We start from the raw sequence: 23,828 nt of genomic DNA, 5'->3' as shown, positions 1-23,828 counted from the left end.
ACAAATGCTATGACAAAAAATTATCTATTCTTACTGTTGGGTTTGCTGCTTGCAGCGTGTAGCTCTGATGACAAGGATGAACAACCGATTTTAGTGACCAATGTTGTAATGCCTGCTTCGGGAACAGTATTCAAGCCTGGTGAAAAGGTAACGATAATGGCGAAAGGATTCCAGGACAATGATGAAATCATGTTCGATATCCGCTGGCCGCTTCAAGATGAAGTGCTGCATGAAGGATATGCTAAAGGGGGACGGGGTGTTATAACGGAAAAGACGGCTACGAGCATTACTTTTCTGGCTCCCGGACACTGGCCTGCTTCTACAACGGAAATCTTGTTATGCCGCTCCGGTCAAATGATGTCTTTAGGAAAGATTTCAGTGGCGGATGGACAGGCACCCAAAGATTTTCAGCTTTATGGTATCATTAATTCTCGTTCCAATACTGACCGTCCTTATGCTATCGAATACATCAATCTTGAAAAGCCACAGACAGTAGAGATAGTACGACTTGCAGACAATCAAGACTTCTCTTGTGTAGTCAACCTTCCCGGAAGCTGGAGTCTTAGTGGAGTATGGACGCAGGATAATCGTCGTACGACTGGGCTTTATGATCTTTCTATGAACTATTGGGAAAAAACGGGAGCTGATCAGCTTGTAACAATGGGGATAGCGACCGGTAACTCTGTATTTGGGGTATATCAAGGTGGAGACCGTTTATTTGTTAAAACAGTTAATGTGATGCCCTATACCAGAATGTATATACCGGAGAAACCTGATTATGGTTTTCTGCTGCCCGAAGGAATGAAGGCTGAAGTATTGTCACGTTATCCCTGTATACAAATGAGTGATGGAAATATACTCTGTTCGGCTGATAATGGCGATGGAACTTTTTCACCAGTAGTCTTGAACGGACAAAATATGGAAGAGAAAAGTATATATGTTGGCGAGCCGATACAGGCTGTGGCATTGATCCCTTTTTGGATAGTTAAGCCTGTAGAAGGTATGGGAACGGCTAAATATACACGTGTTGGCGGATATATCGTATCGAAGAGAAATGGTGCGACGGCAGAGGAGGGAGATGGAACAGAATTTAGGTTATGGAACCCGGCTACAAAGACGCTGGACGAACCTTTCACCACATTCTCTAATGCTGCGTGTTCAGTAGCCACACTTGTTTCGGAAGATTTTAAGAAACAAGAACTTTATGTATTGTTTGATGGTAGTCGGAATGGAAGGCTGATTTATGTATATGATTTACTAAAAGGTAGCTGGGAGTCATTATATCCAGGGGGCGGATTTCCTTATTCAGAAATCGTATTAGCCCGATAAGATTATTACTCAGTTATTCTCCGGGCTACTATGCACAAAGGCCCTTTTTCATGCTTATATGAAGCAATGGAGACAAAGCCGGACTGCAAGAGTATGGATTTCAATTCATCACAAGAACGAATAATCATCCCGTCAATCAGATTTGTCCAAGTTTTGACTGACGGGTTATTCAGTTCGCAGCAAATCAGGAAATGTCCGTTCCGCTTTAATACCCGTGTTACTTCGGTGAATGCTTTCGGAAGATCGTTCCAAAAGTAAACCGTCTCGAAGGCAGTGACCACGTCGAACATTTCATCGGTATAAGGCAGTGTGTCTACCGTGCCTTGTTCTATAAAACAGCGGGTGGAAAGATATTTCTTGTTTTTCTTCTGTGCGAAAAGGACACTTTCCGGTGAAATGTCAATGCCGTATGCTTTTCCTTGCGGACAGCGACGCATCAACTGTGTAAGATTGGCTCCGCCACCGCAACCAATGTCGAGCACATTCCATTCCTTATTCCATGCTATATTTGACATTCCCCATTCGGAAAGCAAAGTGTGCCGTTTGTTCATTTCCCGGAGAATGACTCTTCCCCAAAAGCCTTTCGGTTTTTTGAGATTGTTGAATAACTTATGGATGATATTTTTTTTACCCATGTTATAAACTAACTTTGCACGATGGAGTAGATGATAATGCCTGCTAAAGTCAGCAATCCGGTATAGATCATAACTTCCGTTTGTTTCATGCCGGTACCCTTTTCAAGAGCAGGAGTAGGAGTATCTGACTGAAGTCGTGCCGTTAACTTGTGGGCGATAAAGTAGAACAGCCAACCTCCGAATCCACCGATAATGGCTCCTGCTACTAAATCACCGGGATAATGCAATCCCAGATACAGGCGTGTGTAAGAGTTGGTAAATGCCCAAAGCACGATAAATATGCTTAACCAGCGTTTACGGAACAGGCAAATCAGAAATATGGCAAGTCCGAAAGAATTGGCAGCATGACAGGAAGGGAAACCGAATCCTCCTCCTTGTCTTCCATTCACGATATAGACCAAATCCGCTATTGGATTTTCCGGATTGGAGGGACGCAGGCGACCTACCAACGGACGAAGAAAACTATTGCACATCTGATCGGCAAACGTGATAGTGAGGGCGATTGCTATCACATAGCACAATGCCACTTTCCAATGAAAATTCTTGAGCAGTATATATAAAATACTGGCATACATCGGTACCCATATAACTTTACCTGTGAATGCACTCATGAAGTAATCCCAGAAAGGCGAATGTATTCCGTTGAAGAATAAAAGCAGTTGGGTGTCTATATCTGAAAGAAATTCTATCATAAAATAAATCGTATTATTGAAAAGGGATTTGTTTGATCTTATCGTTTAGCCAAGTCATCATATAGCTTCTGAAGGAAGGCTTTTCCTTTTTCCAGATTCGCTCCTTTCTCAGTTCCTTCGTCTATCTGAACGGTATTGGCATCCAGATTGTACACTAATTGATTTTCCGCAGTCACCATGCCGAACAGGGTCGGTTCTGTGAAATACCCGAAGTGGGGAGAAGCCGGATTGAAGATATTCTTACTGAAGGTAAAGTCATCATGCGGTAATCCCAGCTGAGAAAGTAGAGTAGCAGCGATGTCAATCTGTGAAGCATAGGTCTCTACGACTCGTGGTTCCTTCACAGCTCCTCCGATAAGTATGAGCGGAATTGTATGTCCCTCCAGCGGATTTTCTACCGGACGGGGGTAGGCACCCAAATGATCCGGTACAAGTACAATCAGCGTATTTTTCCACATAGGAGTCGCCTTATACTGTTTCACAAAATCTCCTACACAACTGTCTGCGTAGGCGAAAGCATTCAGGACTTTGTCATCCAACCGGTAGAAGGGAACTTCAAAGGGCTCATGACTGCTTGATGTCTGTATAATTTTGAAGAAGGGTTCCTGTTGTTTCTCTTCTTTCAGGTCTTTCATAAAACGTTGGAAGAGTGCGTGGTCCGGTGCTCCCCATTTGCCCGGGCGTTCGGACAAAGGAAAATCTGTCTCTGAAATAATCTTCTCAATGCCCGATGAAACCAGATAGGAACGCATGTTAGTGAAGTCTGCATCTCCTCCGTAGTAGTATTCCAGACTGTATCCGGCATCTTTCAGACTGCGTGGAATGGAAGGGAGCCCGTCTGTCTTTTCAGGATACTTCATAATACTGGTACTTGGCTGACCGGGATAACCACTGATAATAGAGGCCAGTCCGCGATCTGTGCGGAAACTGTTTGCATAGAAATTAGTGAATAACACTCCTTCTTTTCCGAATTTATCCATATTCACTGCCACATTTGGTTGTCCTCCCATCGTTTCCATCAGGTGTGTAGAAAAACTTTCGAGGATGATAAAGATAATATTCGGGCGCTGAGTATTCAGAATTTGTGGGATACTGTCTGTTGCAGTAACAGGTTTATCCAGCATTTCTGCAAACAGATCATCCGCAACTTTCGGGTCCATGAACCGATATTGCTTATCGAAATTGTTTTGATGGGTAGCGGAATACATAAAACTGAATGCCGGATTGATGGCAGCATGATTCATTCGCTGATTCTGACTATAATATACTTTACTCAGATTCATGGTTGACACGGAAAAACCACCGCGGATGGGAATGAAAAGCGCAGCTGTCAGCAACAAAAGAACGAGGGATACATATTGCCGTTGATAAGGTATTTTCAGTGGTGTTTTCTCCCGAATAAGTACGGTGTAGAAAATACCGTAGAGAATGGCTGCGTAAATCAGCATAGCCAGTACACCGAGTAATATAAACCAGAAACTGACGCTCGCCATCGCATCCTTCGGGGAGGAGAAGAAATAGAAGATCGGAGTAGCATCCAGCCGGAATCCCCAGAAGCCGTACAAGCCCAGATCGACAATGAAGATACAGGACATCACAAAAGAGATGATTCCGAAATAACCTTGCCGGATACGGCGTAATATGGAAGATTTCGTCCAGGCGGAAGCGATAAGCAGGAAGCCCGGAATAGCAGTCAGATATCCTGCCAGTGAGAAATCCAGAGGCAAGCCGTGCCACATAACGTTGAAATAATCGCCGATGGAGGCGTCTGTATAAAGTTCATGGTAGTAAACCATGAAAATAGGTTTTTGAAGGACAAACAGAAGAACGAACAAAAAATAAGTCGTGAGAAATTGCAGTATTCTCTTTTTCATATCTATAAACTTAAAAATAATGAACGGAGACAAAGGTACAATTCTTTTCTGTATCTTTGCGCATCAACCTGATAAAACGAGGTGAATGATGGCAAAAATTGCGAATAAATTAACAGATTTAGTGGGTAATACACCTCTAATGGAACTTTCCGGTTATAGTGGAAAGTATGGTCTTGAACAGAATATTATTGCTAAACTGGAGGCGTTTAATCCGGCGGGAAGCGTGAAAGACAGAGTCGCTCTTTCCATGATTGAAGATGCGGAAGCCCGTGGAGCACTGAAGCCCGGTGCTACAATCATTGAACCGACCAGTGGAAATACAGGAGTTGGACTGGCAATGGTAGCGACCATTAAAGGATATCATCTGATATTGACTATGCCCGAAACGATGAGTCTGGAACGGAGAAATCTGTTGAAAGCACTGGGTGCGCAGATTGTGTTGACGGATGGACTGGGAGGTATGGCAGCTTCTATTGCCAAGGCGCAGGAGTTGCGGGATAGTATTCCCGGTTCGGTCATTCTGCAACAGTTTGAAAATCCTTCGAATGCTGCTGTCCATGAGCGGACAACGGGAGAAGAAATCTGGCGGGACACAGATGGCGAAGTGGCAGTGTTCGTTGCCGGAGTAGGAACCGGAGGGACGATTTGCGGTGTAGCACGTGCTTTAAAAAAACATAATCCGAATGTATATATTGTTGCGGTAGAACCTGCGTCGTCTCCCATATTGGCGGGAGGGCAGGCTGCTCCCCATCGTATACAGGGAATCGGAGCGAATTTTATTCCCGGACTTTATGATGCTTCTGTAGTGGATGAAGTAATCGGTGTGCCCGATGATGAAGCTATTCGTGCCGGACGGGAGCTGGCTGCTATAGAAGGGTTGCTTGCCGGAATCTCTTCGGGAGCGGCTGTTTATGCAGCCCGTCAGTTGGCACAGCGTTCGGAATTCAAGAACAAAAGAATTGTTGCGTTGTTACCTGATACGGGAGAACGCTATCTGTCGACGGAATTGTTCGCTTTTGATGCCTATCCTTTGGATTAATACTTAAACCATGATAAGAATTATTTTAATTTTATTGTTTAGCTTTCCAGTTGCCTTATGTGCGCAAACCTATCAGCAATTATCAGAAAAGGCGATTGAATATATCGAGATGGACAGTCTCCACAAAGCGGAAGAGCTTTTGCTTCAGGCTTTGAAACTGGAACCGAAGAATGCGAAGAATGCCATGCTTTTCTCCAATCTGGGGTTGGTACAGCGCCGTATGGGGGAATATGATAAGGCACTCGAATCTTATTCCTTTGCATTGAACTTTGCTCCATTGGCAGTGCCTATCTTGCTGGATCGTGCTGCGATCAATCTGGAAATGGGAAATACGGATCGTGCCTATACCGATTATTGCCTGGTACTTGACGAAGACAAGCAAAATAAAGAAGCGCTGTTGATGCGGGCATATATCTATGTGCTCCGGAGGGATTATCCTGCGGCACGAATCGATTATAATCGCCTGTTGGAGCTTGATCCGCAGAATTATAGCGGGCGGCTGGGTCTGGCTACCCTGGAACAGAAAGAAGGGAAGTTCAAGGAAGCGCTCGAAATCCTTAATAAGATGATTGCGGCGACTCCCGAAGATGCGACTCTCTATATTGCCCGTGCTGATGTAGAACGTGAAATGAAGCATGAAGATTTGGCTCTCGTTGACCTGGAAGAAGCGATTCGCCTGAAGCCGTCTTCGGCGGATGCCTATCTGCTGCGTGGCAATATTTATCTGACACAGAAAAAGAAAGCATTGGCTAAAACGGATTTTGAAAAAGCTATTTCGCTGGGCATACCTCCTGCTGATTTGCACGAGCAGCTAAAACAATGTAAGTAGAACTTCAGACAGTATACGGAAACTAAGTGCAGTATTTCCGCTATGAATACATGTTCCGCATAGAAAAGACAAAACTAAAAACATTTTTACTACTAACTAATACTCAAACAGAAAATGAAACGTATCGTTTTTTTAGATTACGTGCGCGTGTTCGCATGTTTCCTTGTTATGGTGGTCCACGCCAGTGAAAACTTTTACGGTGCTGCCGGATCTACCGATATGGCAGGACCGCAGTCTTATTTAGCTAATGAGGCAGACCGTTTGTGGGTGGCCGTGTACGACGGCTTTTCACGTATGGCAGTACCACTGTTCATGATTGTCTCTGCCTATTTGCTGGTACCGATGAAAGAGGGGCAGACCTCATGGCAATTTTATCGCCGCCGCTTCACTCATATCCTGCCGCCGTTTTTCATATTTATGATATTATATTCTACCCTGCCAATGTTGTGGGGACAGCTAGATGGAGAAACATCATTAAAGGACTTGTCTCGGATACTCCTGAATTTTCCGACGCTTGCCGGACACTTTTGGTTCATGTATCCTCTGATCAGTCTTTACCTGTTTATACCTATTATATCTCCATGGCTGAGTAAAGCCACGGCGAAAGAAGAACGTTTCTTCATTGGACTGTTCCTGTTATCAACATGTATGCCGTACTTTAACCGCTGGTTTGGTGAAGTGTGGGGACAATGTTTCTGGAATGAATACCACATGTTATGGTACTTCTCAGGTTTCCTTGGATATCTTGTACTGGCACATTATATACGTGTACATCTAACTTGGGACCGCTCCAGACGTTTTATCGTAGGACTTGTTTTGATGGTTGTCGGAGCTGCATTGACAATTTACTCATTCTATATACAGGCTATACCCGGAGAAACTCTTTCTACACCTGTGATAGAGATAGGATGGGCCTTCTGTACAATCAACTGCGTACTTTTAACTGCCGGTACATTCTTGCTTTTCACATGCATAAACCGTGCGGAAGCTCCACGGCTTGTAACTGACATGTCGAAACTCAGCTATGGTATGTATCTTATGCACATATTCTGGCTCGGATTGTGGGCGACGGTGTTCAAGAGTACTCTGGAATTACCTACTGTTGCCGCGATACCATGCATTGCAGTAAGTACATTTATCTGCTGTTATGTGACTACGAAACTTATCTCGTTTATACCGGGAAGTAAATGGATAATAGGATAAATAACTGATTTTTTTAGGCACGGATTACACAGATTTCACGGTTTTAGGAGATTGGATAGACTACTAAAACCCTGTTCATCCGTGTAATTCTGTGCCTGATTTTATTTCATAACGACGTAATAATATGTCTTTTTTATATCGAGCGTTTTTTACGAAGTCGATAAATTAGCACCGGATTACTATACAAACTGTCGGATCAGGTTCACGAACTCTTTTCCGTATTTCTTCTTCTTAAACTCTCCGATACCATTGATTTCTCCGAATTCTTCGATGGTAGTCGGGCGAGAAATACTAAGCAGATGCAGCACTTTATCAGACAAGACGATGTATGCAGGAAGTCCGTCCTGATCTGCTATTTGTTTCCGCAATGCCCTTAATGCTTCGAATAAATCTTCGTTTTCTCCACCGGGGATGCCGAAAGGAAGTTCTTTGGCAATGACTACCTTCTTCTTTTTCCCTTTTCCTGTCGCGATTTCTTCCCGGTGAATCACAGCGAGTGTCGCTTTTGCTTTTCCAAAAAGAATGTCACTTCCGCTTTGAGTAATTTTGAGATGGTTGTTCTCATTGTAGGCTATTTCAAAATAGCCCAGTTGTAACATTTGGAGTAAATAATCCTGCCAGTCACGAGGTGGTATGTCTCTTCCTGCACCAAATGTTTTTAATTCCTGATATCCTTTTGCCGTCACTTCTGCCGAATAACTTCCACGAAGAATATCTATTAATGTACCCGTACTTATTTGTTGATTCGCCCGGGCAATGGCACTTAACGCTTTTTGTACAATCACCGTACCGTCAAACCGTTGTGGCGGATTTTTACAGACATCACAGTTTCCGCAATCTTCTGTTGAGGTTTCTCCAAAATAGCTTAGCAGAATTCTTCTGCGGCAGATATCTGCTTCAGCATATTGTTGCATACGTTGCAGTTTTTCCAGGTTGATGGTCTGCTGGCTGCTTTCTGTGGCGAATTTAGTTAACAGTATCAAGTCCCCCAATGAATAGAACAATACTGTATCACTTGACAAGCCATCACGCCCTGCACGCCCGATTTCCTGATAAAAACTTTCAATACTTTTAGGAAGGTTGTAATGGATGACCCAACGGACATTCGATTTATCGATTCCCATACCAAAGGCAATCGTAGCACATACTACCTGAATGCGGTCGTTGATGAAATCGTTCTGAGTTTCGTCCCGATGTTGAGAAGACAGTCCGGCATGATAAACACCGCATCGGATTCCTTGTTTTTGCAGCATCTGTGCTACGGTTTCCGTTTTATTGCGGCTCATGCAGTAGATGATTCCGCTTTCTTCTCTGTGGCGATGGATAAATTCCAGAATCGCTTTATTTTTCTCTTTTGCCTGAAAACCGCGTTTCACGTCCAGGCTGATGTTGGGACGGTCAAAAGAAGAAATAAACGTCCGGGGTTGAACCAGATGCAACTGTCGGATAATATCCTCGCGGGTTATTTTATCCGCTGTTGCCGTTAATGCGATAATCGGTATCTGAGGAAATTGCTGATGGAGCATTCCCATTTGTGTATATTCCGGTCGGAAGTCATGGCCCCATTGGGAAATACAGTGCGCTTCGTCAATGGCAAAGAGTGAAATGCTCATATCCCGCAACAGATAGTCTTTTTCCGCTATCAACTTTTCCGGTGAGATATAAAGCAGTTTCAGGCGGCCTTCAACGCAGGCACGACGGAGATTGGCGTTTTCGGTTTCGTCATTGCTGCTGTTGAGTGCTCCTGCCGCGATACCATTGGCTTGCAATGTTTCTACCTGATCTTTCATCAGGGAAATAAGCGGAGAAACTACTACAGTCGTTCCTTCGGAGAGCAATGCGGGCAGTTGGTAACAGATCGATTTGCCTCCGCCGGTGGGCATCAATACCAGTGCATCTTGCTTATTCAGTACGTGACGGATGATCTCTTCCTGCAACGGGCGGAAGCTGTCATAACCGAAATATGTTTTTAGAGTTTCTTTCATCAACATTTATTTAAACTTTGTGGCAAAGGTACGCTTTTCTTTAGCAATCTTTATCATGTCTCGATTTCTGTTTTGATTTTAATGCTTCAAGAGTTAAAGTTTCTTATTATTCACCCTTAATTCCTCTTTTTCAAGGTTTTTGATTGTTTTATTAGAAAAAAAATGCACAAAATAATTGTGTGTTTAAAAAAAAAGTAAGACATTTGTAACATGTAACGTTGCAAATGAGCAATTAATAACAAATAAACAAACCCTAACCAGTTAATTCAATGAGTGATTTAGAGAACAAAAAAGCGGAGGAAGCTCCAAAGAAACGTCCCTACAATTTGAGGGAAAAGAAAGAAAAGAAGGCTGCATATCGGTCATTAATCAGACCGGAACTGGCAGACGAGTTGTATGACAAGATTCTGAACATTGTAGTTGTTCAGAAGAAGTACAAAGATCCTGATTATTCAGCTAAGGATTTAGCTAAAGAATTGAAAACGAACACTCGTTACCTTTCTGCAGTAGTGAATTCTCGTTTTGGTATGAACTATTCTTGTTTGTTGAATGAATACAGAGTAAAAGACGCTCTGCATTTGTTGACAGATAAGCGTTATGCCGACAAGAATGTAGAAGAAATCAGCGCAATGGTTGGCTTTGCAAATCGTCAATCTTTTTACGCTGCATTTTACAAGAATGTAGGTGAAACTCCTAACGGATATCGCAAGAAACACGCTGATAGTAAGAAGTAATTGCGTTTTCCGATACTGACCAAAAGGAATTACCTCTGAATGAAAAGTTCGGAGATAATTCCTTTTCTTATTTAATTAATCAATATCAGTAATTATGAAAAAACATTTTATTTCGATGGCCGTAACCGCTACGATCCTTGTATCCTGTGGTGGAGCCAAAACAACAACTGCTGAAGCAGATAAATTTGATTATACAGTGGAACAATTTGCAGACTTACAAATATTGCGGTACAAGGTCCCCGAATTCGAGACTTTGACACTGAAACAGAAAGAATTGGTTTATTATCTGACTCAGGCTGCCCTGGAAGGACGTGACATCCTGTTTGATCAGAATGGAAAGTATAACTTGAGAATCCGTCGGATGCTCGAAGCTGTTTACACCCATTATCAGGGTGACAAATCGACTTCCGACTTTAAAAATATGGAAGTGTACCTCAAACGGGTATGGTTCTCCAATGGCATTCATCATCATTATGGTATGGAAAAGTTTGTGCCTGATTTCTCGCAGGACTTCCTGAAGAAGGCTGTACTCGGAATGGATGCCCAATTACTTCCGCTGGCGGAAGGACAGACTGCTGAACAACTCTGTGACGAGCTTTTCCCGGTAATGTTTGATCCGGCTATCATGTCGAAACGTGTAAATCAGGCGGATGGTGAAGACCTGGTGTTGACTTCGGCCTGCAATTATTATGACGGAGTTACTCAGCAGGAGGCGGAAAGCTTCTACGGAGCAATGAAAGATCCGAAAGATGAAACTCCGGTTTCATACGGACTGAACAGCCGTCTGGTCAAAGAGGATGGAAAAATACAGGAAAAAGTATGGAAAGTAGGCGGACTTTATACTCAGGCGATTGAAAAGATCGTATACTGGTTGAAGAAAGCGGAATCGGTAGCTGAAAATGATGCGCAGAAGGCAGTGATTGGCAAACTGATTCAATTTTATGAAACAGGCAGTCTGAAGGACTTCGATGAATATGCTATTCTTTGGGTGAAAGATCTTGATTCCAGAATCGATTTTGTGAATGGCTTTACAGAAAGTTATGGTGATCCGCTGGGAGTGAAAGCCAGTTGGGAATCATTGGTTAACTTCAAGGATTTGGAAGCTACCCACCGTACGGAGATCATCAGCAGCAATGCGCAATGGTTCGAAGATCATTCTCCGGTCGATAAATCTTTCAAAAAGGAGAAAGTAAAAGGAGTATCTGCTAAGGTGATCACCGCAGCTATTCTTGCCGGCGACTTATATCCTGCAACTGCCATCGGTATCAATCTTCCGAACGCTAACTGGATTCGCGCCCATCATGGTTCTAAGTCTGTAACGATTGGTAACATCACAGATGCTTATAATAAGGCGGCTCACGGAAATGGTTTTAATGAAGAATTCGTTTACAATGATGAAGAAAGACAGCGAATCGATCAATATGGTGATCTGACAGGTGAACTTCATACCGACTTACATGAATGTCTCGGACACGGTTCCGGCAAGCTTCTTCCAGGGGTAGATCCTGATGCATTGAAAGCTTATGGCTCTACAATCGAAGAAGCACGTGCTGACTTGTTCGGACTGTATTATGTAGCTGATCCGAAGCTGGTGGAATTGAAACTTGTTCCCGATGCTGAAGCATATAAAGCGGAGTATTATACATTCCTGATGAATGGTCTGATGACTCAACTCGTACGCATTGAGCCGGGAAACAATATAGAGGAGGCTCACATGCGCAATCGCCAGCTGATTGCCCGTTGGGTATTTGAAAAAGGTGCTCCCGACAAAGTGGTCGAAATGGTGAAGAAGGACGGAAAAACTTATGTAGTAGTCAATGATTACGAGAAAGTACGTGAACTGTTCGGTGAACTGCTGGCTGAAATTCAGCGAATCAAGTCAACAGGTGATTTTGAAGGAGCCCGTACATTGGTCGAAAATTATGCGGTGAAAGTTGATCCGACTTTGCATGCCGAAGTGTTGGAGCGTTATAAAAAGCTGAATCTGGCTCCTTATAAAGGGTTTATAAATCCGGTATATGAACTGGTGACTGACAAGGATGGAAATATCACTGATGTTACCGTGTCTTATGACGAAGACTACGTAGAGCAAATGTTGCGTTACAGCAAAGATTATTCTCCGTTGCCTTCCGTAAATAACTAATATTGAAAATGGATATAAAAGAACAACTGAAAGATATTAAAACACAGCTCCGTCTCTCTATGAACGGGGCTGTGTCCCAAAGTATGCGTGAAAAGGGGTTGGTATACAAACTCAATTTCGGAGTTGAACTTCCTCGCATAAAGATGATTGCCGAAGGTTACGAAAAGAATCACGGCCTGGCGCAGGCATTGTGGAAAGAGGACATTCGCGAGTGTAAAATCATGGCGGGAATGTTACAGCCTATCGATACATTTTATCCCGAGATTGCCGATATCTGGGTAGAAAGCATCCGTAACATAGAGATAGCGGAGCTGACCTGTATGAATCTTTTTCAGCATCTGCCGTATGCCCCTGCTAAATCTTTTCATTGGATGGCTGATGAACAGGAATATGTGCAAACCTGCGGTTTCCTGACGGCAGCCCGTCTTTTGATGAAAAAGGGGGATATGACGGAAAGAGCTTCCGGTGAGTTGCTTGACCAGGCATTCTGTGCCGTTCATTCTGAAAGTTATCATGTGCGGAATGCAGCTATGCTGGTTATCCGTAAGTATATGCAACATAACGAAGAGCATGCTTTCCGTGTATGCCGGCTGGTTGATGGGATGGCGGATTCTACAGTGGAAACGGAGCAGATGCTCTATAATATGGTGAGAGAAGAAGCTAATGATAAGTATTAAGTAATAAATATTAAGTATTAGGTATTGTCATGTGGGCATCATCTGCCGAATGGAATTTTAAGTAACTACGGTTCATACCTAATACTTATTACCTGTTACTTATTTCTCAGAAATTCTTTTGCTTTCCACAAAAAAGGCTTAACTTTGTTCGCGCTAATTTTGTGCTGATGATGGAAACTCAAAATGTGAAAGATACGGTAAGACAGATATTCACAGAATATCTCACAGCGAACGGGCATCGAAAGACTCCCGAACGTTACGCCATACTCGAAACTATCTATTCCATCGACGGCCATTTCGACATCGATATGCTCTATTCCAGAATGATGGATCAGGAGAATTTCCGGGTAAGTCGGGCAACTCTTTATAATACTATTATTCTGCTTATCAACGCACGGCTGATCATCAAGCATCAGTTCGGTACTTCCTCCCAATACGAAAAATCATACAATCGCGAGACACATCATCATCAGATATGTACTCAATGCGGCAAAGTGACCGAGTTTCAGAACGAGGAATTACAGCATGCCATCGAAAATACAAAATTAAGCCGCTTTCAACTTTCGCATTACTCCTTATATATATATGGATTGTGCAGCAAGTGTGACAGAGCTAATAAACGGAAAAAAGTCAGTAACAACAATAAAAAAGAAAAATGAAAGTAGATGTTCTATTAGGATTACAATGGGGCGACGAAGGTAAAGGAAAAGTAGTCGACGTATTAACACCTAAGTACGATGTGGTCGCTCGTTTCCAGGGCGGTCCGAATGCCGGTCATACACTTGAGTTCGAAGGACAGAAGTATGTACTTCGTTCTATTCCTTCCGGTATTTTTCAGGGAGATAAGGTAAATATTATCGGTAATGGTGTAGTGCTCGATCCGGCATTGTTCAAAGCGGAAGCTGAGGCACTCGAAGCATCGGGACACCCATTGAAAGAGCGTTTGCACATTTCTAAGAAAGCTCATCTCATTCTTCCGACGCACCGTATTCTGGATGCCGCTTACGAAGCAGCTAAAGGAGATGCGAAAGTAGGAACTACCGGTAAAGGTATCGGTCCTACTTATACGGATAAAGTAAGCCGTAATGGTGTTCGTGTAGGTGATATTCTTCATAACTTCGATCAGAAATATGGTGCGGCAAAAGCTCGTCACGAACAAATTCTGAAGAGTCTGAACTATGAATATGATCTCACTGAACTCGAAAAAGCATGGATGGAAGGTATCGAATATCTGAAGCAATTCCATTTTGTGGACAGTGAACATGAAGTAAACAACTATCTGAAAGATGGCAAGAGCGTTCTCTGCGAAGGTGCTCAGGGAACTATGCTTGATATTGATTTCGGTTCGTATCCGTTCGTAACTTCTTCCAATACGGTTTGTGCAGGCGCATGTACCGGCTTAGGAGTAGCTCCGAACCGTATCGGTGAAGTGTTTGGTATTTTCAAAGCATACTGTACTCGTGTAGGTGCCGGTCCGTTCCCGACAGAACTGTTCGACGAAACTGGTGACAATATGTGCACACTGGGACATGAATTTGGTTCAGTAACAGGACGTAAACGTCGTTGCGGATGGATTGATCTGGTAGCTTTGAAGTATTCTGTAATGATAAATGGTGTTACCAAGTTGATCATGATGAAAAGCGATGTACTCGATACATTCGATACGATCAAAGCTTGTGTAGCTTATAAAATAGATGGCGAAGAGATAGATTATTTCCCATACGACATCAATGAAGGTGTAGAGCCTGTATATGCAGAGCTGCCGGGCTGGAAGACAGATATGACAAAGATGCAGAGTGAAGACGAATTCCCCGAGGAATTCAACGCTTATCTGACTTTCCTTGAAGAACAACTTGGTGTGGAAATCAAGATTGTATCTGTTGGACCGGACAGAGCGCAGACTATCGAACGGTATACTGAAGAATAAGAAATGTTATTCTGTCGAATAGAAGAATAACTTTGTTCTATAACTTAATGAGAGAGGCGGAGAAATGGAAATTACTCCGCTTTTTTTTCTTTACCCCCAATATTAACTATAACGCATTATGAAAACACATTTCATCTCTTTCCTATTGTTAATAGGTATGAGTCTGGGAGTATCTTCTCAGCTCTATGCACAGCCTTCCTACCAACCTAGTGAAGAAAATCTCAAAGCCCGTGAAGAATTTCAGGATAATAAGTTCGGAATTTTTCTTCATTGGGGATTGTATGCCATGCTTGCCACCGGTGAGTGGACTATGACAAACAATAATCTGAATTATAAGGAATATGCCAAACTGGCAGGTGGCTTTTATCCATCCAAATTTGATGCAGATAAGTGGGTGGCTGCCATCAAGGCATCGGGAGCCAAATATATTTGTCTGACTTCCCGCCATCATGATGGTTTCTCCATGTTCGATACCAAGTATTCGGATTTCAACATTGTAAAGGCAACTCCTTTTAAACGGGATATTATAAAGGAATTGGCAGCTGCTTGCAGCAAACAGGGAATCAAACTTCATTTCTACTATTCTCACCTTGACTGGACGCGGGAAGATTATCCCTGGGGACGTACAGGACGGGGAACGGGACGTTCGAATCCGAAAGGAGACTGGAAAAGTTATTATCAATTCATGAATAATCAGCTGACGGAGTTGCTGACTAAGTATGGTCCGATAGGAGCAATTTGGTTTGACGGTTGGTGGGACCAGGATGGAAATCCCGACTTTAATTGGGAATTGCCGGAACAATATGCCCTGATACATAGATTACAGCCAGGTTGCCTGATAGGAAACAATCATCATCAGACTCCCTTTTCCGGTGAAGATATTCAGATATTTGAGCGTGATCTGCCTGGAGAAAATACAGCAGGACTTTCCGGACAAAGTGTTAGCCATCTGCCTTTGGAAACATGTGAAACGATGAATGGCATGTGGGGATATAAGATTACAGATCAGAATTATAAATCGACGAAGACACTGATTCATTATTTGGTGAAAGCGGCAGGAAAGAATGCGAACTTACTGATGAATATCGGTCCTCAACCCGACGGAGAACTTCCGGAGGTAGCCGTACAACGGTTGAAAGAAGTGGGAGAGTGGATGAAGCAATACGGTGAAACGATATATGGAACCCGTGGCGGTGTAGTCGCTCCACACGATTGGGGAGTGACGACGCAGAAGGGGAACAGACTATATGTACACATTTTGAATTTGCAGGATAAGGCGTTGTTCTTGCCTTTGGCAGACAAGAAAGTCAAGAAGGCAGTGCTATTTAAAAATGGTACTCCCGTCCGTTTTTCTAAAAATAAAGCAGGTGTGTTGCTGGAATTTGCAGAGATACCCAAAGATATTGATTACGTTGTAGAACTAACAATTGACTAATTTTTAGCTAATTCTTCATAAAAGCATAGGGAAACTATCGTTACATACGTAGTTTCCCTTTATTTTTGGCAAACAATTTGTTTATATAGATATAGAGTAATAATTAAAATGAAAAGTATATGATGTCTTACTGGGTATTATTTATTGGTATTGCCGTAGCAAGTTGGTTGGTACAGATGAATTTGCAGAACAAATTCAAGAAGTATTCCAAAATTCCGACAGGAAACGGTATGACAGGACGCGACGTAGCTCTGAAGATGCTGCACGACAATGGAATTTATGATGTACAAGTAACTCATACACCCGGTCAGTTGACCGATCACTACAATCCTGCTAACAAAACAGTGAATCTGAGTGAAGGTGTATATGAAAGTAATAGTATCATGGCGGCTGCCGTGGCAGCGCACGAATGTGGACACGCTGTTCAGCATGCTCGCATGTATGCTCCGTTGAAAATGCGTAGTGCCTTGGTTCCGGTAGTGAATTTTTCGTCCTCTATCATGACTTGGGTGTTGTTGGGTGGCATTTTACTGTTCAATACGTTTCCGCAATTGTTGTGGATTGGTATCATTCTGTTTGCTACCACCACTTTGTTCAGCTTTATCACCTTGCCGGTAGAAATCAATGCAAGTAAACGTGCATTGGTGTGGTTAAGTTCATCCGGCATTACAAATTCATACAATCATACACAAGCCGAAGATGCTCTTCGTTCTGCTGCATATACCTATGTAGTAGCTGCACTGGGTTCGTTGGCTACATTGATTTATTATATTATGATTGCAATGGGTAGAAGAGACTAAGAAGCCAATTTAATAATTGTTGGGGCGCCTCCATCGTTTTCAAAGACGGTGGAGGCGTCTTGTTTAGTCATAATACGTATATTCACGTTTTTTACAATATTGACGATTTTTTCGGATATATGCAAGCGTTGCTCGGAAATTTGCAGTAAATTTGCGCAATTAAAATACTAAACAGTAATTATATCATGGCAGCAAAACCAAGTATTCCTAAAGGAACTCGTGACTTTTCGCCGGTAGAAATGGCGAAGCGTAATTATATATTCAATACGATTCGTGACGTATATCATCTGTATGGTTTCCAGCAGATAGAGACTCCATCGATGGAGATGCTTTCTACACTGATGGGGAAATATGGCGATGAGGGTGATAAACTTCTATTTAAGATTCAGAATTCCGGAGATTACTTTTCAGGCATCACGGATGAAGAGTTATTGAGTCGTAATGCCGTTAAGCTGGCAAGCAAATTCTGTGAGAAAGGTTTGCGTTATGACTTGACGGTGCCTTTTGCCCGTTACGTGGTAATGCATCGTGATGAAATTACTTTTCCGTTCAAGCGTTATCAGATACAGCCGGTTTGGCGTGCAGACCGTCCGCAGAAAGGACGTTATCGTGAGTTCTATCAATGCGATGCCGATGTAGTCGGTAGTGATTCCTTGCTGAATGAGGTAGAATTAATGCAGATTGTCGATACAGTATTCAGCCGTTTCAATATCCGTGTGTGCATTAAGATTAATAATCGCAAGATTCTTTCCGGTATCGCTGAAATCATCGGGGAAGCTGATAAAATCGTAGATATCACAGTGGCTATTGATAAACTGGATAAGATTGGTTTGGAGAATGTCAATACGGAACTGAAAGAGAAAGGTATCAGTGATGAGGCGATTGCCAAATTGCAGCCAATTATTCTGTTGAGCGGAACAAATGCTGAAAAACTGGCTACTTTAAAGAGTGTATTGGCAGCCAGCGAAACAGGTATGAAAGGAGTGGAAGAAAGCGAATTTATTCTGGGTACGTTAGAAACAATGGGCTTACAGAATGAAATTGAACTTGATTTAACTTTGGCTCGCGGATTGAATTATTATACCGGTGCCATCTTTGAAGTGAAGGCTTTGGATGTACAGATCGGTAGTATCACCGGTGGTGGTCGTTATGACAACCTGACAGGAGTATTCGGTATGGCTGGAGTGTCGGGTGTCGGAATCTCTTTCGGTGCAGACCGGATTTTTGATGTCTTGAATCAATTGGATCTTTATCCGAAAGAAGCTGTAAACGGTACAGAATTGTTGTTCGTGAACTTTGGTGAGAAGGAAGCTGCTTTCTCTATGAATATGCTGGCAAAAGTACGTGCGGCAGGTATTCGTGCTGAGATTTTCCCGGATGCTGCAAAGATGAAGAAGCAAATGAGCTATGCCAATGCGAAGAATATTCCGTTCGTTGCTATTGTAGGAGAGAACGAGATGAATGAAGGCAAAGCAATGCTGAAAAATATGGAGACTGGCGAACAGAATCTTGTTTCGGTGGAAGAACTGATTGCAAAAATAAAATAGATTGGATGGAGAATCTCTAAGTGTGCGATTTTCTTATTTTATATAAGGACTGCCTCCATGGAATGTGAAGATTCTGTGGGGCAGTTCTTAAATATTGACTTTCGTGTTTACTCCGGATAAGAAACTTATCTGTATTTATCTTTTTCGACAAATACAGTCTGCCAGATGATCGTTGATAAATCCTGCAGCCTGCAAGTGAGCATAGCAAATCGTAGTTCCGAAGAATTTAAATCCTCGTTTTTTCATATCCTTGCTCATGGCATCGGATTCGGGAGATGATACAGGAATCTCATTCAATGAACGAACGGTACTGATAATTGGTTTTCTGTCGGGAAAGAATGAAAGTGTGTAGTCATAAAAACTACCGAATTCTTTTTGTATGGCGAGAAATTGCTTTGCATTGGTGATTGTAGATTTGATTTTCAGGCGGTTTCTCACAATACCGTCAAACTGCATCAGCCTTTCAACATCTTCGTCGGTCATTTGTGCTACAAGTTCAGCGTCGAAATCGCAAAAAGCTTTGCGATATCCCTCACGTTTTCTAAGAATGGTTATCCAACTCAATCCGGCTTGGGCACTCTCCAGCACAAGAAACTCAAACAGCGTCTTGTCGTCGGTTACCAGTTTTCCCCACTCCTGATCATGGTATTTCACATACAGCTCGTCAGTTCCGCACCAACCACAGCGTCCGTTTATTATATCTTGCATAAGCATAACATTTATAGTATATTACAAATATATGGAAAAATCATGAGTATACTATTCAAAAACAAAAGATATTCACTTTAGATTAAACAGAAAAAGCAGGGAGAGCTGGGCATTAATTTCTATCTTTGTATATAACATTGAATCATTGGCAAATATTTGAAAAACGACAAAATCCAGAGTTATATGAATACGATTAGAAACACGTTATTTTTAGGCATTATCTGTGCTGTCGCTACTGCCTCTTCGACAGCTCATGAATTCGAGTTTAATAAGATCTATCCAAAGAAATCAGTGAAGACACAAGTCAGAAAAGAGATTGTTACGTTCTTTTCTGACTATCTTTCTGGTAAAACAACCGCCTTTGATGCAGGAAAGTCATTGAAACTGTCAGAAGTGGAGCAGTATCGTGATGCCGTATGGCAGTTGTGGAAAGAGGCAAATGCTAGTTTTGAGGAAGAAAAATTAATAGCTTTGGATACACTTTTATCCAATTCTTCCGGTTGTTGGAAACTTCCTGAAAACTTGGAACCAAATGCTGTGATGCCCTATTATTGGGGAATGAAAGGAGCGGTTGAAACAGGAGCTGAACTTCCATTATTTCTCTATCTGCATGGCTCGGGCCCTAAGGAGCGGGAATGGAGTACTGGGTTGAAAATTTGCCGGAATTTTGATGATGCTCCTTCCGTTTACTTTATTCCACAGATTCCGAATGAAGGTGATTACTATCGTTGGTGGCAGAAAGCTAAACAGTTTGCCTGGGAGAAATTGCTGAGGCAAGCATTGCTCTTGGGAGAGATTGATCCGAATAGAGTTTATGTCTTTGGAATTTCGGAAGGCGGATATGGTAGTCAGCGTCTGGCTTCGTTTTATGCTGATTATTGGGCTGCAGCGGGACCGATGGCAGGCGGGGAACCTTTGAAGAATGCTCCGGCAGAGAATTGTAGTAACATCGCTTTTTCTTTGCGGACAGGAGATAAAGATACCGGATTTTATCGGAATACACTGACCGGATACGCGTTGGAAGCATTTGATAGTTTAGCACATCAACATCCTGGCCATTTTATTCATAAGATAGAACTGATTCCCGGAATGGGACACAGCATTGATTATCGTCCGACAACTCCTTGGCTAAAGCAATATGTCCGTAATCCTTATCCCAGATATGTAAGTTGGGAGAACTTTGAAATGGACGGAATTTACCGGACGGGCTTTTATAATTTGTATGTGAAGGAAAGATCCGATGAAGAAGGGAAGTCTCGTACTTATTATGAGATGAATATTTCAGGAAATGATATTTCTTTGAAGGTAAATGAGGTTGTTTATGAAGTCATAGAGAAAGATCCCCGATGGGGAATAGAGATGAAGTTTGCAAAGAAATATGTGCAGGCACACAAGGGGAAAGTTATCATTTATCTCTGTGATAAACTGGTTGATTTAAATGAAAAGGTGACTTTGACAGTGAATGGCAAAAAGGTGTTCGAAGGAAAAATGAAAGCCGATTTGAAGAACATAGTCAACAGCTGCGCTGCGTTCTTTGATCCCCAACGACTTTATCCAGCGTCCATAGAGGTAGAATTGGATTAGAATGCGTTTTAGGATAAAAAATAATTCGTGCAGCGAACGCAAAGGATGCTGCACGAATTTTCTATTATAAGTGGCGTTCCGGATACATTTCATTCCACCATTCCGGTTGATTCTGCAACCAGCGTGCAAACCATGCCATAATAGAATTATGCCATTTGATTCGCTTGTCGTAATCGGAAATAAAGTGATTCTCTCCGTCTACGGTTACAAGTTCTACCGTCTTGCCAAGTATTTTCAGCGCATTGAAAAGCTGGATACTTTCGCCGACAGGTACATTCGTATCTACCGTACCGTGAAGCAACAGCAATGGAGTGTTGATTTTGTCGGCGTTGAACAGAGAGCCTTGCTTGGTGAATAATTCCGGGTCCTTCCACGGATAACTGTCGGCGGCGGCGATAGCATTGTAGGAATATCCCCAATAACCTTCACCCCAGTAGCTGGTTACATCACTGATGCCCGCGTGTGATACGGCTGCGGCAAAAATATCGGTCTGTGTCTGCAAATACTGCGTCATGAAGCCTCCATAGGAAGCACCGAGACAACCGATTTTTTTATCGTCCACAAACGGATGCTCCTTGCAGAACTGCTTTGTGCCTTCGATGATATCATCTGCTGTACGTTTCCCCCAAGCATTGACATGGCGGGCGGAGAACTCCTGCCCGAAGCCGGTTGTCCCGCTAGGCTGGATGACATATACTACATAATCACGTGAAGCGAATAATTGCGCGCAATACGGATTACTGATTCCGCGGGTAGTCGGGGACGTGCCGCCATAGTAATATACAATCATCGGATATTTCTTGTTAGGATCGAAATTCGGAGGCAGACACATCTTACCTGTGATGACAGTTCCGTCGGAAGCGGTAAAGTTCCACGGTTCTATTTTTCCCAATTCTATTTTATCCAGAATCGGTTTCATCGGATCGGCCAGCAGGCGGGACGTTTTTTTCTTCATGTCATAGAGGTAGGCAGCTCCCGCATTGTAATCCGACTGACCGATATAAGCGGCTATGCCCGGATTATACTCGGACAGAGCGAAGTTAGTGGTGACATCTGTTTCTAGATTCAGCTTTTCAAAACGTCCGTCTTTCGGTGAATAACGATAGATGTTTTTGCAGTCTTCATCTTCCGTGTTAAAGTAGATGCAACCATCTCCACGGTTCCACTGCAAGGGGCTGACAGTGGGGGTGAAATCTCTGGTGATTGGTTGTATTTTACGGGTAGCGAGGTCCATGATGAAAGCCTGGGTATCGAAATCATTGGCAATAGGATGATTGCCACAGTTCTTTCCAATGCCGCCGAAGGCTTCGGGGCTGCCTGTCAGCAGTAACTGTTTTCCGTCCGGTGAATAGCCTGCACCACCCAGAAAACGGTCTTCGTAGAAGAGAGTATCGACTTTCAATGTTTCCAGATCTACTTGATAGAGTGAGGATAAAGAGAACGGACGTTGAGTGATATTTTCTTTAGAGGTACTATATAGCATGTATTTTCCGTCCGGCGAAATGTCCTGCAGGTAAGTGCTGTGGTTACCATAGGTCAGTCGTTCGGAAACTCCGTCGGACAGGTTATATTTAGCTAAGAAACTCCGTCCGCGAGTATTCGGAATACGGTCTGCCGGACTAACGATACGACGGAGAGGCCCATCCTCCTTTACTCCTTCCTCACGGGGATAGTAAATCAGGAAATCTTCGTTGGGCGACCAGGTGAAACTCTGCTCGGGGATACTCTGTAGGATAGTCTCTTCACGGAGTGTGACAGGATCGAGACTGATTACATCATTTCCGGTCAGGGCGGTTACTGTATAGTATAGTTTATCGCTTTTCGGCATCCAACTCATACCGTCTCTGAGATTGGTCAGGAGTACTTTACCGGATTTTAGCTCTGTCAGTTCGCAATAGGTACGTGAACGTTTGGCAGCGTGGTTGTCCCAGTAGCGGGTCAACAGATATTTTCCGCTGGGAGAGACAGAAACAGCGATGGCCCGGCTTCCATATACTGTATTGTCAAGGGAAAAACGTTTTCGTGCTTCCGGATCTAAGTTGCAGGGAATGTCTTTGAATTTCTCGTCTTTGATCAATTCACATTTCAGCGTTGGAGTGGCTTTGTCATCGGCAGCAGAAAGCAGTTTGATGATAATTTCGTAATCCCGTTCGGGTTCCAGGCTAAGGGCTATGTCGCGTGATGATCCGGAAGTGATACTGTCCTCTGCCGCATCCTTCACTTGTTTGGAGGCTCCGTCAATAAAGACTTCCCAGCGGACGGGAGAGGTGATTTTCAACTTCCCTTTCAAGAAGCGCTCTGCACGAATCTGCGTCTTGACCAGGTAAAGTTTGTTGTCTTTATCCGCTTTTTCAAAACTTAGATACCCTGCTGTGTCAGTAGTGAGTGACTGCATCGGTGTATCCGGCAAGTGCAGTACGACTGGGGTTTGGAGTAACATCTTTTTGGTGTGTTTTTCTCCTTTAGGATTGATGCTGTCGTTCATAATGGGGGTACGAACGCTGATGGCATTCCGGACTTTGTACTGTGTCAGTCTGTCTTGTGCTTGAATAGTAACACCGGTTGCCAGAAAGATGGCTAAAGCCATAGTTCTCTTTTTCATTTGTCTATGTCTAAAGTTAATAAATATTTGATTGCGTGACTAATATAAGACAAATGCTTGAAGCATGCAACCAAATGTCCTTTTT

Annotated in this window: 19 protein-coding genes; 13 read left to right on the top strand and 6 right to left on the bottom strand. The window is 43.0% G+C overall.

Going from position 1 to position 23,828, the window contains the following annotated elements:
* The first annotated feature begins 9 nt into the window (after nt 1-9).
* The gene (locus K6V30_RS22710; RefSeq protein WP_010539069.1) at nt 10-1,329 is read left to right on the top strand and encodes a DUF4784 domain-containing protein; all 1,320 of its coding nucleotides are present in this window, start codon (nt 10-12) and stop codon (nt 1,327-1,329) included.
* Nucleotides 1,330-1,334: 5 nt separating this feature from the next.
* Here K6V30_RS22710 and K6V30_RS22705 read toward each other — a convergent pair whose 3' ends face one another.
* The 3 genes from K6V30_RS22705 to K6V30_RS22695 are packed head-to-tail and all read right to left on the bottom strand — an operon-like array spanning nt 1,335 to nt 4,530.
* Nucleotides 1,335-1,964, bottom strand: coding sequence for a class I SAM-dependent methyltransferase (locus K6V30_RS22705; protein ID WP_010539068.1), 630 nt, complete (start codon nt 1,962-1,964; stop codon nt 1,335-1,337).
* Nucleotides 1,965-1,972: 8 nt separating this feature from the next.
* Nucleotides 1,973-2,656 (bottom strand): lipid A 4'-phosphatase, encoded by a 684-nt coding sequence (gene lpxF / locus K6V30_RS22700; protein WP_010539067.1) that lies wholly within the window; start codon nt 2,654-2,656, stop codon nt 1,973-1,975.
* Nucleotides 2,657-2,694: 38 nt separating this feature from the next.
* Entirely contained in the window at nt 2,695-4,530 is a 1,836-nt protein-coding gene (locus tag K6V30_RS22695; RefSeq protein WP_029425673.1) for an LTA synthase family protein, read from the bottom strand.
* Between the two features lie 88 nt (nt 4,531-4,618).
* Here K6V30_RS22695 and cysK point away from each other — a divergent pair, with 88 nt between their 5' ends.
* From cysK to K6V30_RS22680, 3 genes are all read left to right on the top strand, one after another.
* Nucleotides 4,619-5,569 carry a cysteine synthase A gene (gene cysK, locus K6V30_RS22690; RefSeq protein ID WP_010539065.1) on the top strand — a complete coding sequence of 317 codons (951 nt, stop codon included), beginning with the start codon at nt 4,619-4,621 and terminating at the stop codon, nt 5,567-5,569.
* A 10-nt stretch (nt 5,570-5,579) separates the two neighbouring features.
* Nucleotides 5,580-6,398, top strand: coding sequence for a tetratricopeptide repeat protein (locus tag K6V30_RS22685; protein WP_022302484.1), 819 nt, complete (start codon nt 5,580-5,582; stop codon nt 6,396-6,398).
* A 114-nt stretch (nt 6,399-6,512) separates the two neighbouring features.
* Nucleotides 6,513-7,601: an acyltransferase gene (locus K6V30_RS22680; RefSeq protein ID WP_022302485.1), complete on the top strand. Its 1,089-nt coding sequence runs from the start codon at nt 6,513-6,515 to the stop codon at nt 7,599-7,601.
* A 179-nt stretch (nt 7,602-7,780) separates the two neighbouring features.
* On the opposite strand, the gene recQ is transcribed toward K6V30_RS22680, so the two are convergent.
* Nucleotides 7,781-9,586, bottom strand: a complete 1,806-nt coding sequence (recQ, locus tag K6V30_RS22675; protein ID WP_022302486.1) for a DNA helicase RecQ — start codon at nt 9,584-9,586, stop codon at nt 7,781-7,783.
* A 269-nt stretch (nt 9,587-9,855) separates the two neighbouring features.
* Between recQ and K6V30_RS22670 the strand changes: the two genes are divergently transcribed.
* The 8 genes from K6V30_RS22670 to hisS all read left to right on the top strand — a co-directional run bounded on the left by K6V30_RS22670 (nt 9,856) and on the right by hisS (nt 18,849).
* On the top strand, nt 9,856-10,320 hold the full coding sequence (locus tag K6V30_RS22670; protein ID WP_010539061.1) for a helix-turn-helix domain-containing protein: 465 nt from the start codon (nt 9,856-9,858) through the stop codon (nt 10,318-10,320).
* A gap of 94 nt (nt 10,321-10,414) precedes the next feature.
* Nucleotides 10,415-12,463, top strand: a complete 2,049-nt coding sequence (locus K6V30_RS22665; protein ID WP_022302487.1) for a dipeptidyl-peptidase 3 family protein — start codon at nt 10,415-10,417, stop codon at nt 12,461-12,463.
* 8 nt (nt 12,464-12,471) lie between these two features.
* Nucleotides 12,472-13,140 (top strand): DNA alkylation repair protein, encoded by a 669-nt coding sequence (locus K6V30_RS22660; RefSeq protein WP_010539059.1) that lies wholly within the window; start codon nt 12,472-12,474, stop codon nt 13,138-13,140.
* Between the two features lie 170 nt (nt 13,141-13,310).
* Nucleotides 13,311-13,799: a Fur family transcriptional regulator gene (locus K6V30_RS22655; RefSeq protein ID WP_008767710.1), complete on the top strand. Its 489-nt coding sequence runs from the start codon at nt 13,311-13,313 to the stop codon at nt 13,797-13,799.
* Complete coding sequence (locus K6V30_RS22650; protein ID WP_010539058.1) at nt 13,796-15,067, top strand: adenylosuccinate synthase; 1,272 nt, start codon at nt 13,796-13,798, stop codon at nt 15,065-15,067. The genes K6V30_RS22655 and K6V30_RS22650 overlap by 4 nt, the downstream gene beginning before the upstream one ends.
* Before the next feature lie 118 nt (nt 15,068-15,185).
* Entirely contained in the window at nt 15,186-16,502 is a 1,317-nt protein-coding gene (locus K6V30_RS22645) for an alpha-L-fucosidase (RefSeq protein WP_022302488.1), read from the top strand.
* 119 nt (nt 16,503-16,621) lie between these two features.
* Entirely contained in the window at nt 16,622-17,302 is a 681-nt protein-coding gene (locus tag K6V30_RS22640) for a zinc metallopeptidase (RefSeq protein ID WP_010539056.1), read from the top strand.
* Nucleotides 17,303-17,487: 185 nt separating this feature from the next.
* On the top strand, nt 17,488-18,849 hold the full coding sequence (gene hisS / locus K6V30_RS22635; protein ID WP_055270679.1) for a histidine--tRNA ligase: 1,362 nt from the start codon (nt 17,488-17,490) through the stop codon (nt 18,847-18,849).
* 135 nt (nt 18,850-18,984) lie between these two features.
* On the opposite strand, the gene K6V30_RS22630 is transcribed toward hisS, so the two are convergent.
* On the bottom strand, nt 18,985-19,557 hold the full coding sequence (locus tag K6V30_RS22630; protein ID WP_055270677.1) for a DNA-3-methyladenine glycosylase I: 573 nt from the start codon (nt 19,555-19,557) through the stop codon (nt 18,985-18,987).
* 183 nt (nt 19,558-19,740) lie between these two features.
* On the opposite strand from K6V30_RS22630, the gene K6V30_RS22625 reads away from it, so the two are divergent.
* Nucleotides 19,741-21,141 (top strand): carboxylesterase family protein, encoded by a 1,401-nt coding sequence (locus K6V30_RS22625; protein WP_055270675.1) that lies wholly within the window; start codon nt 19,741-19,743, stop codon nt 21,139-21,141.
* A gap of 64 nt (nt 21,142-21,205) precedes the next feature.
* Here K6V30_RS22625 and K6V30_RS22620 read toward each other — a convergent pair whose 3' ends face one another.
* A complete protein-coding gene (locus K6V30_RS22620; RefSeq protein ID WP_055270673.1) occupies nt 21,206-23,743 on the bottom strand; it encodes a S9 family peptidase in 2,538 nt (845 codons plus the stop codon).
* Between the last annotated feature and the right edge of the window lie 85 nt (nt 23,744-23,828).

Origin of the sequence: Bacteroides faecis, assembly GCF_020091505.1 — a bacterium.
Lineage (GTDB): Bacteria > Bacteroidota > Bacteroidia > Bacteroidales > Bacteroidaceae > Bacteroides > Bacteroides faecis.
Note: the sequence above shows the minus strand (reverse complement) of the source record. Positions and strands in the feature narration are given on the sequence as shown.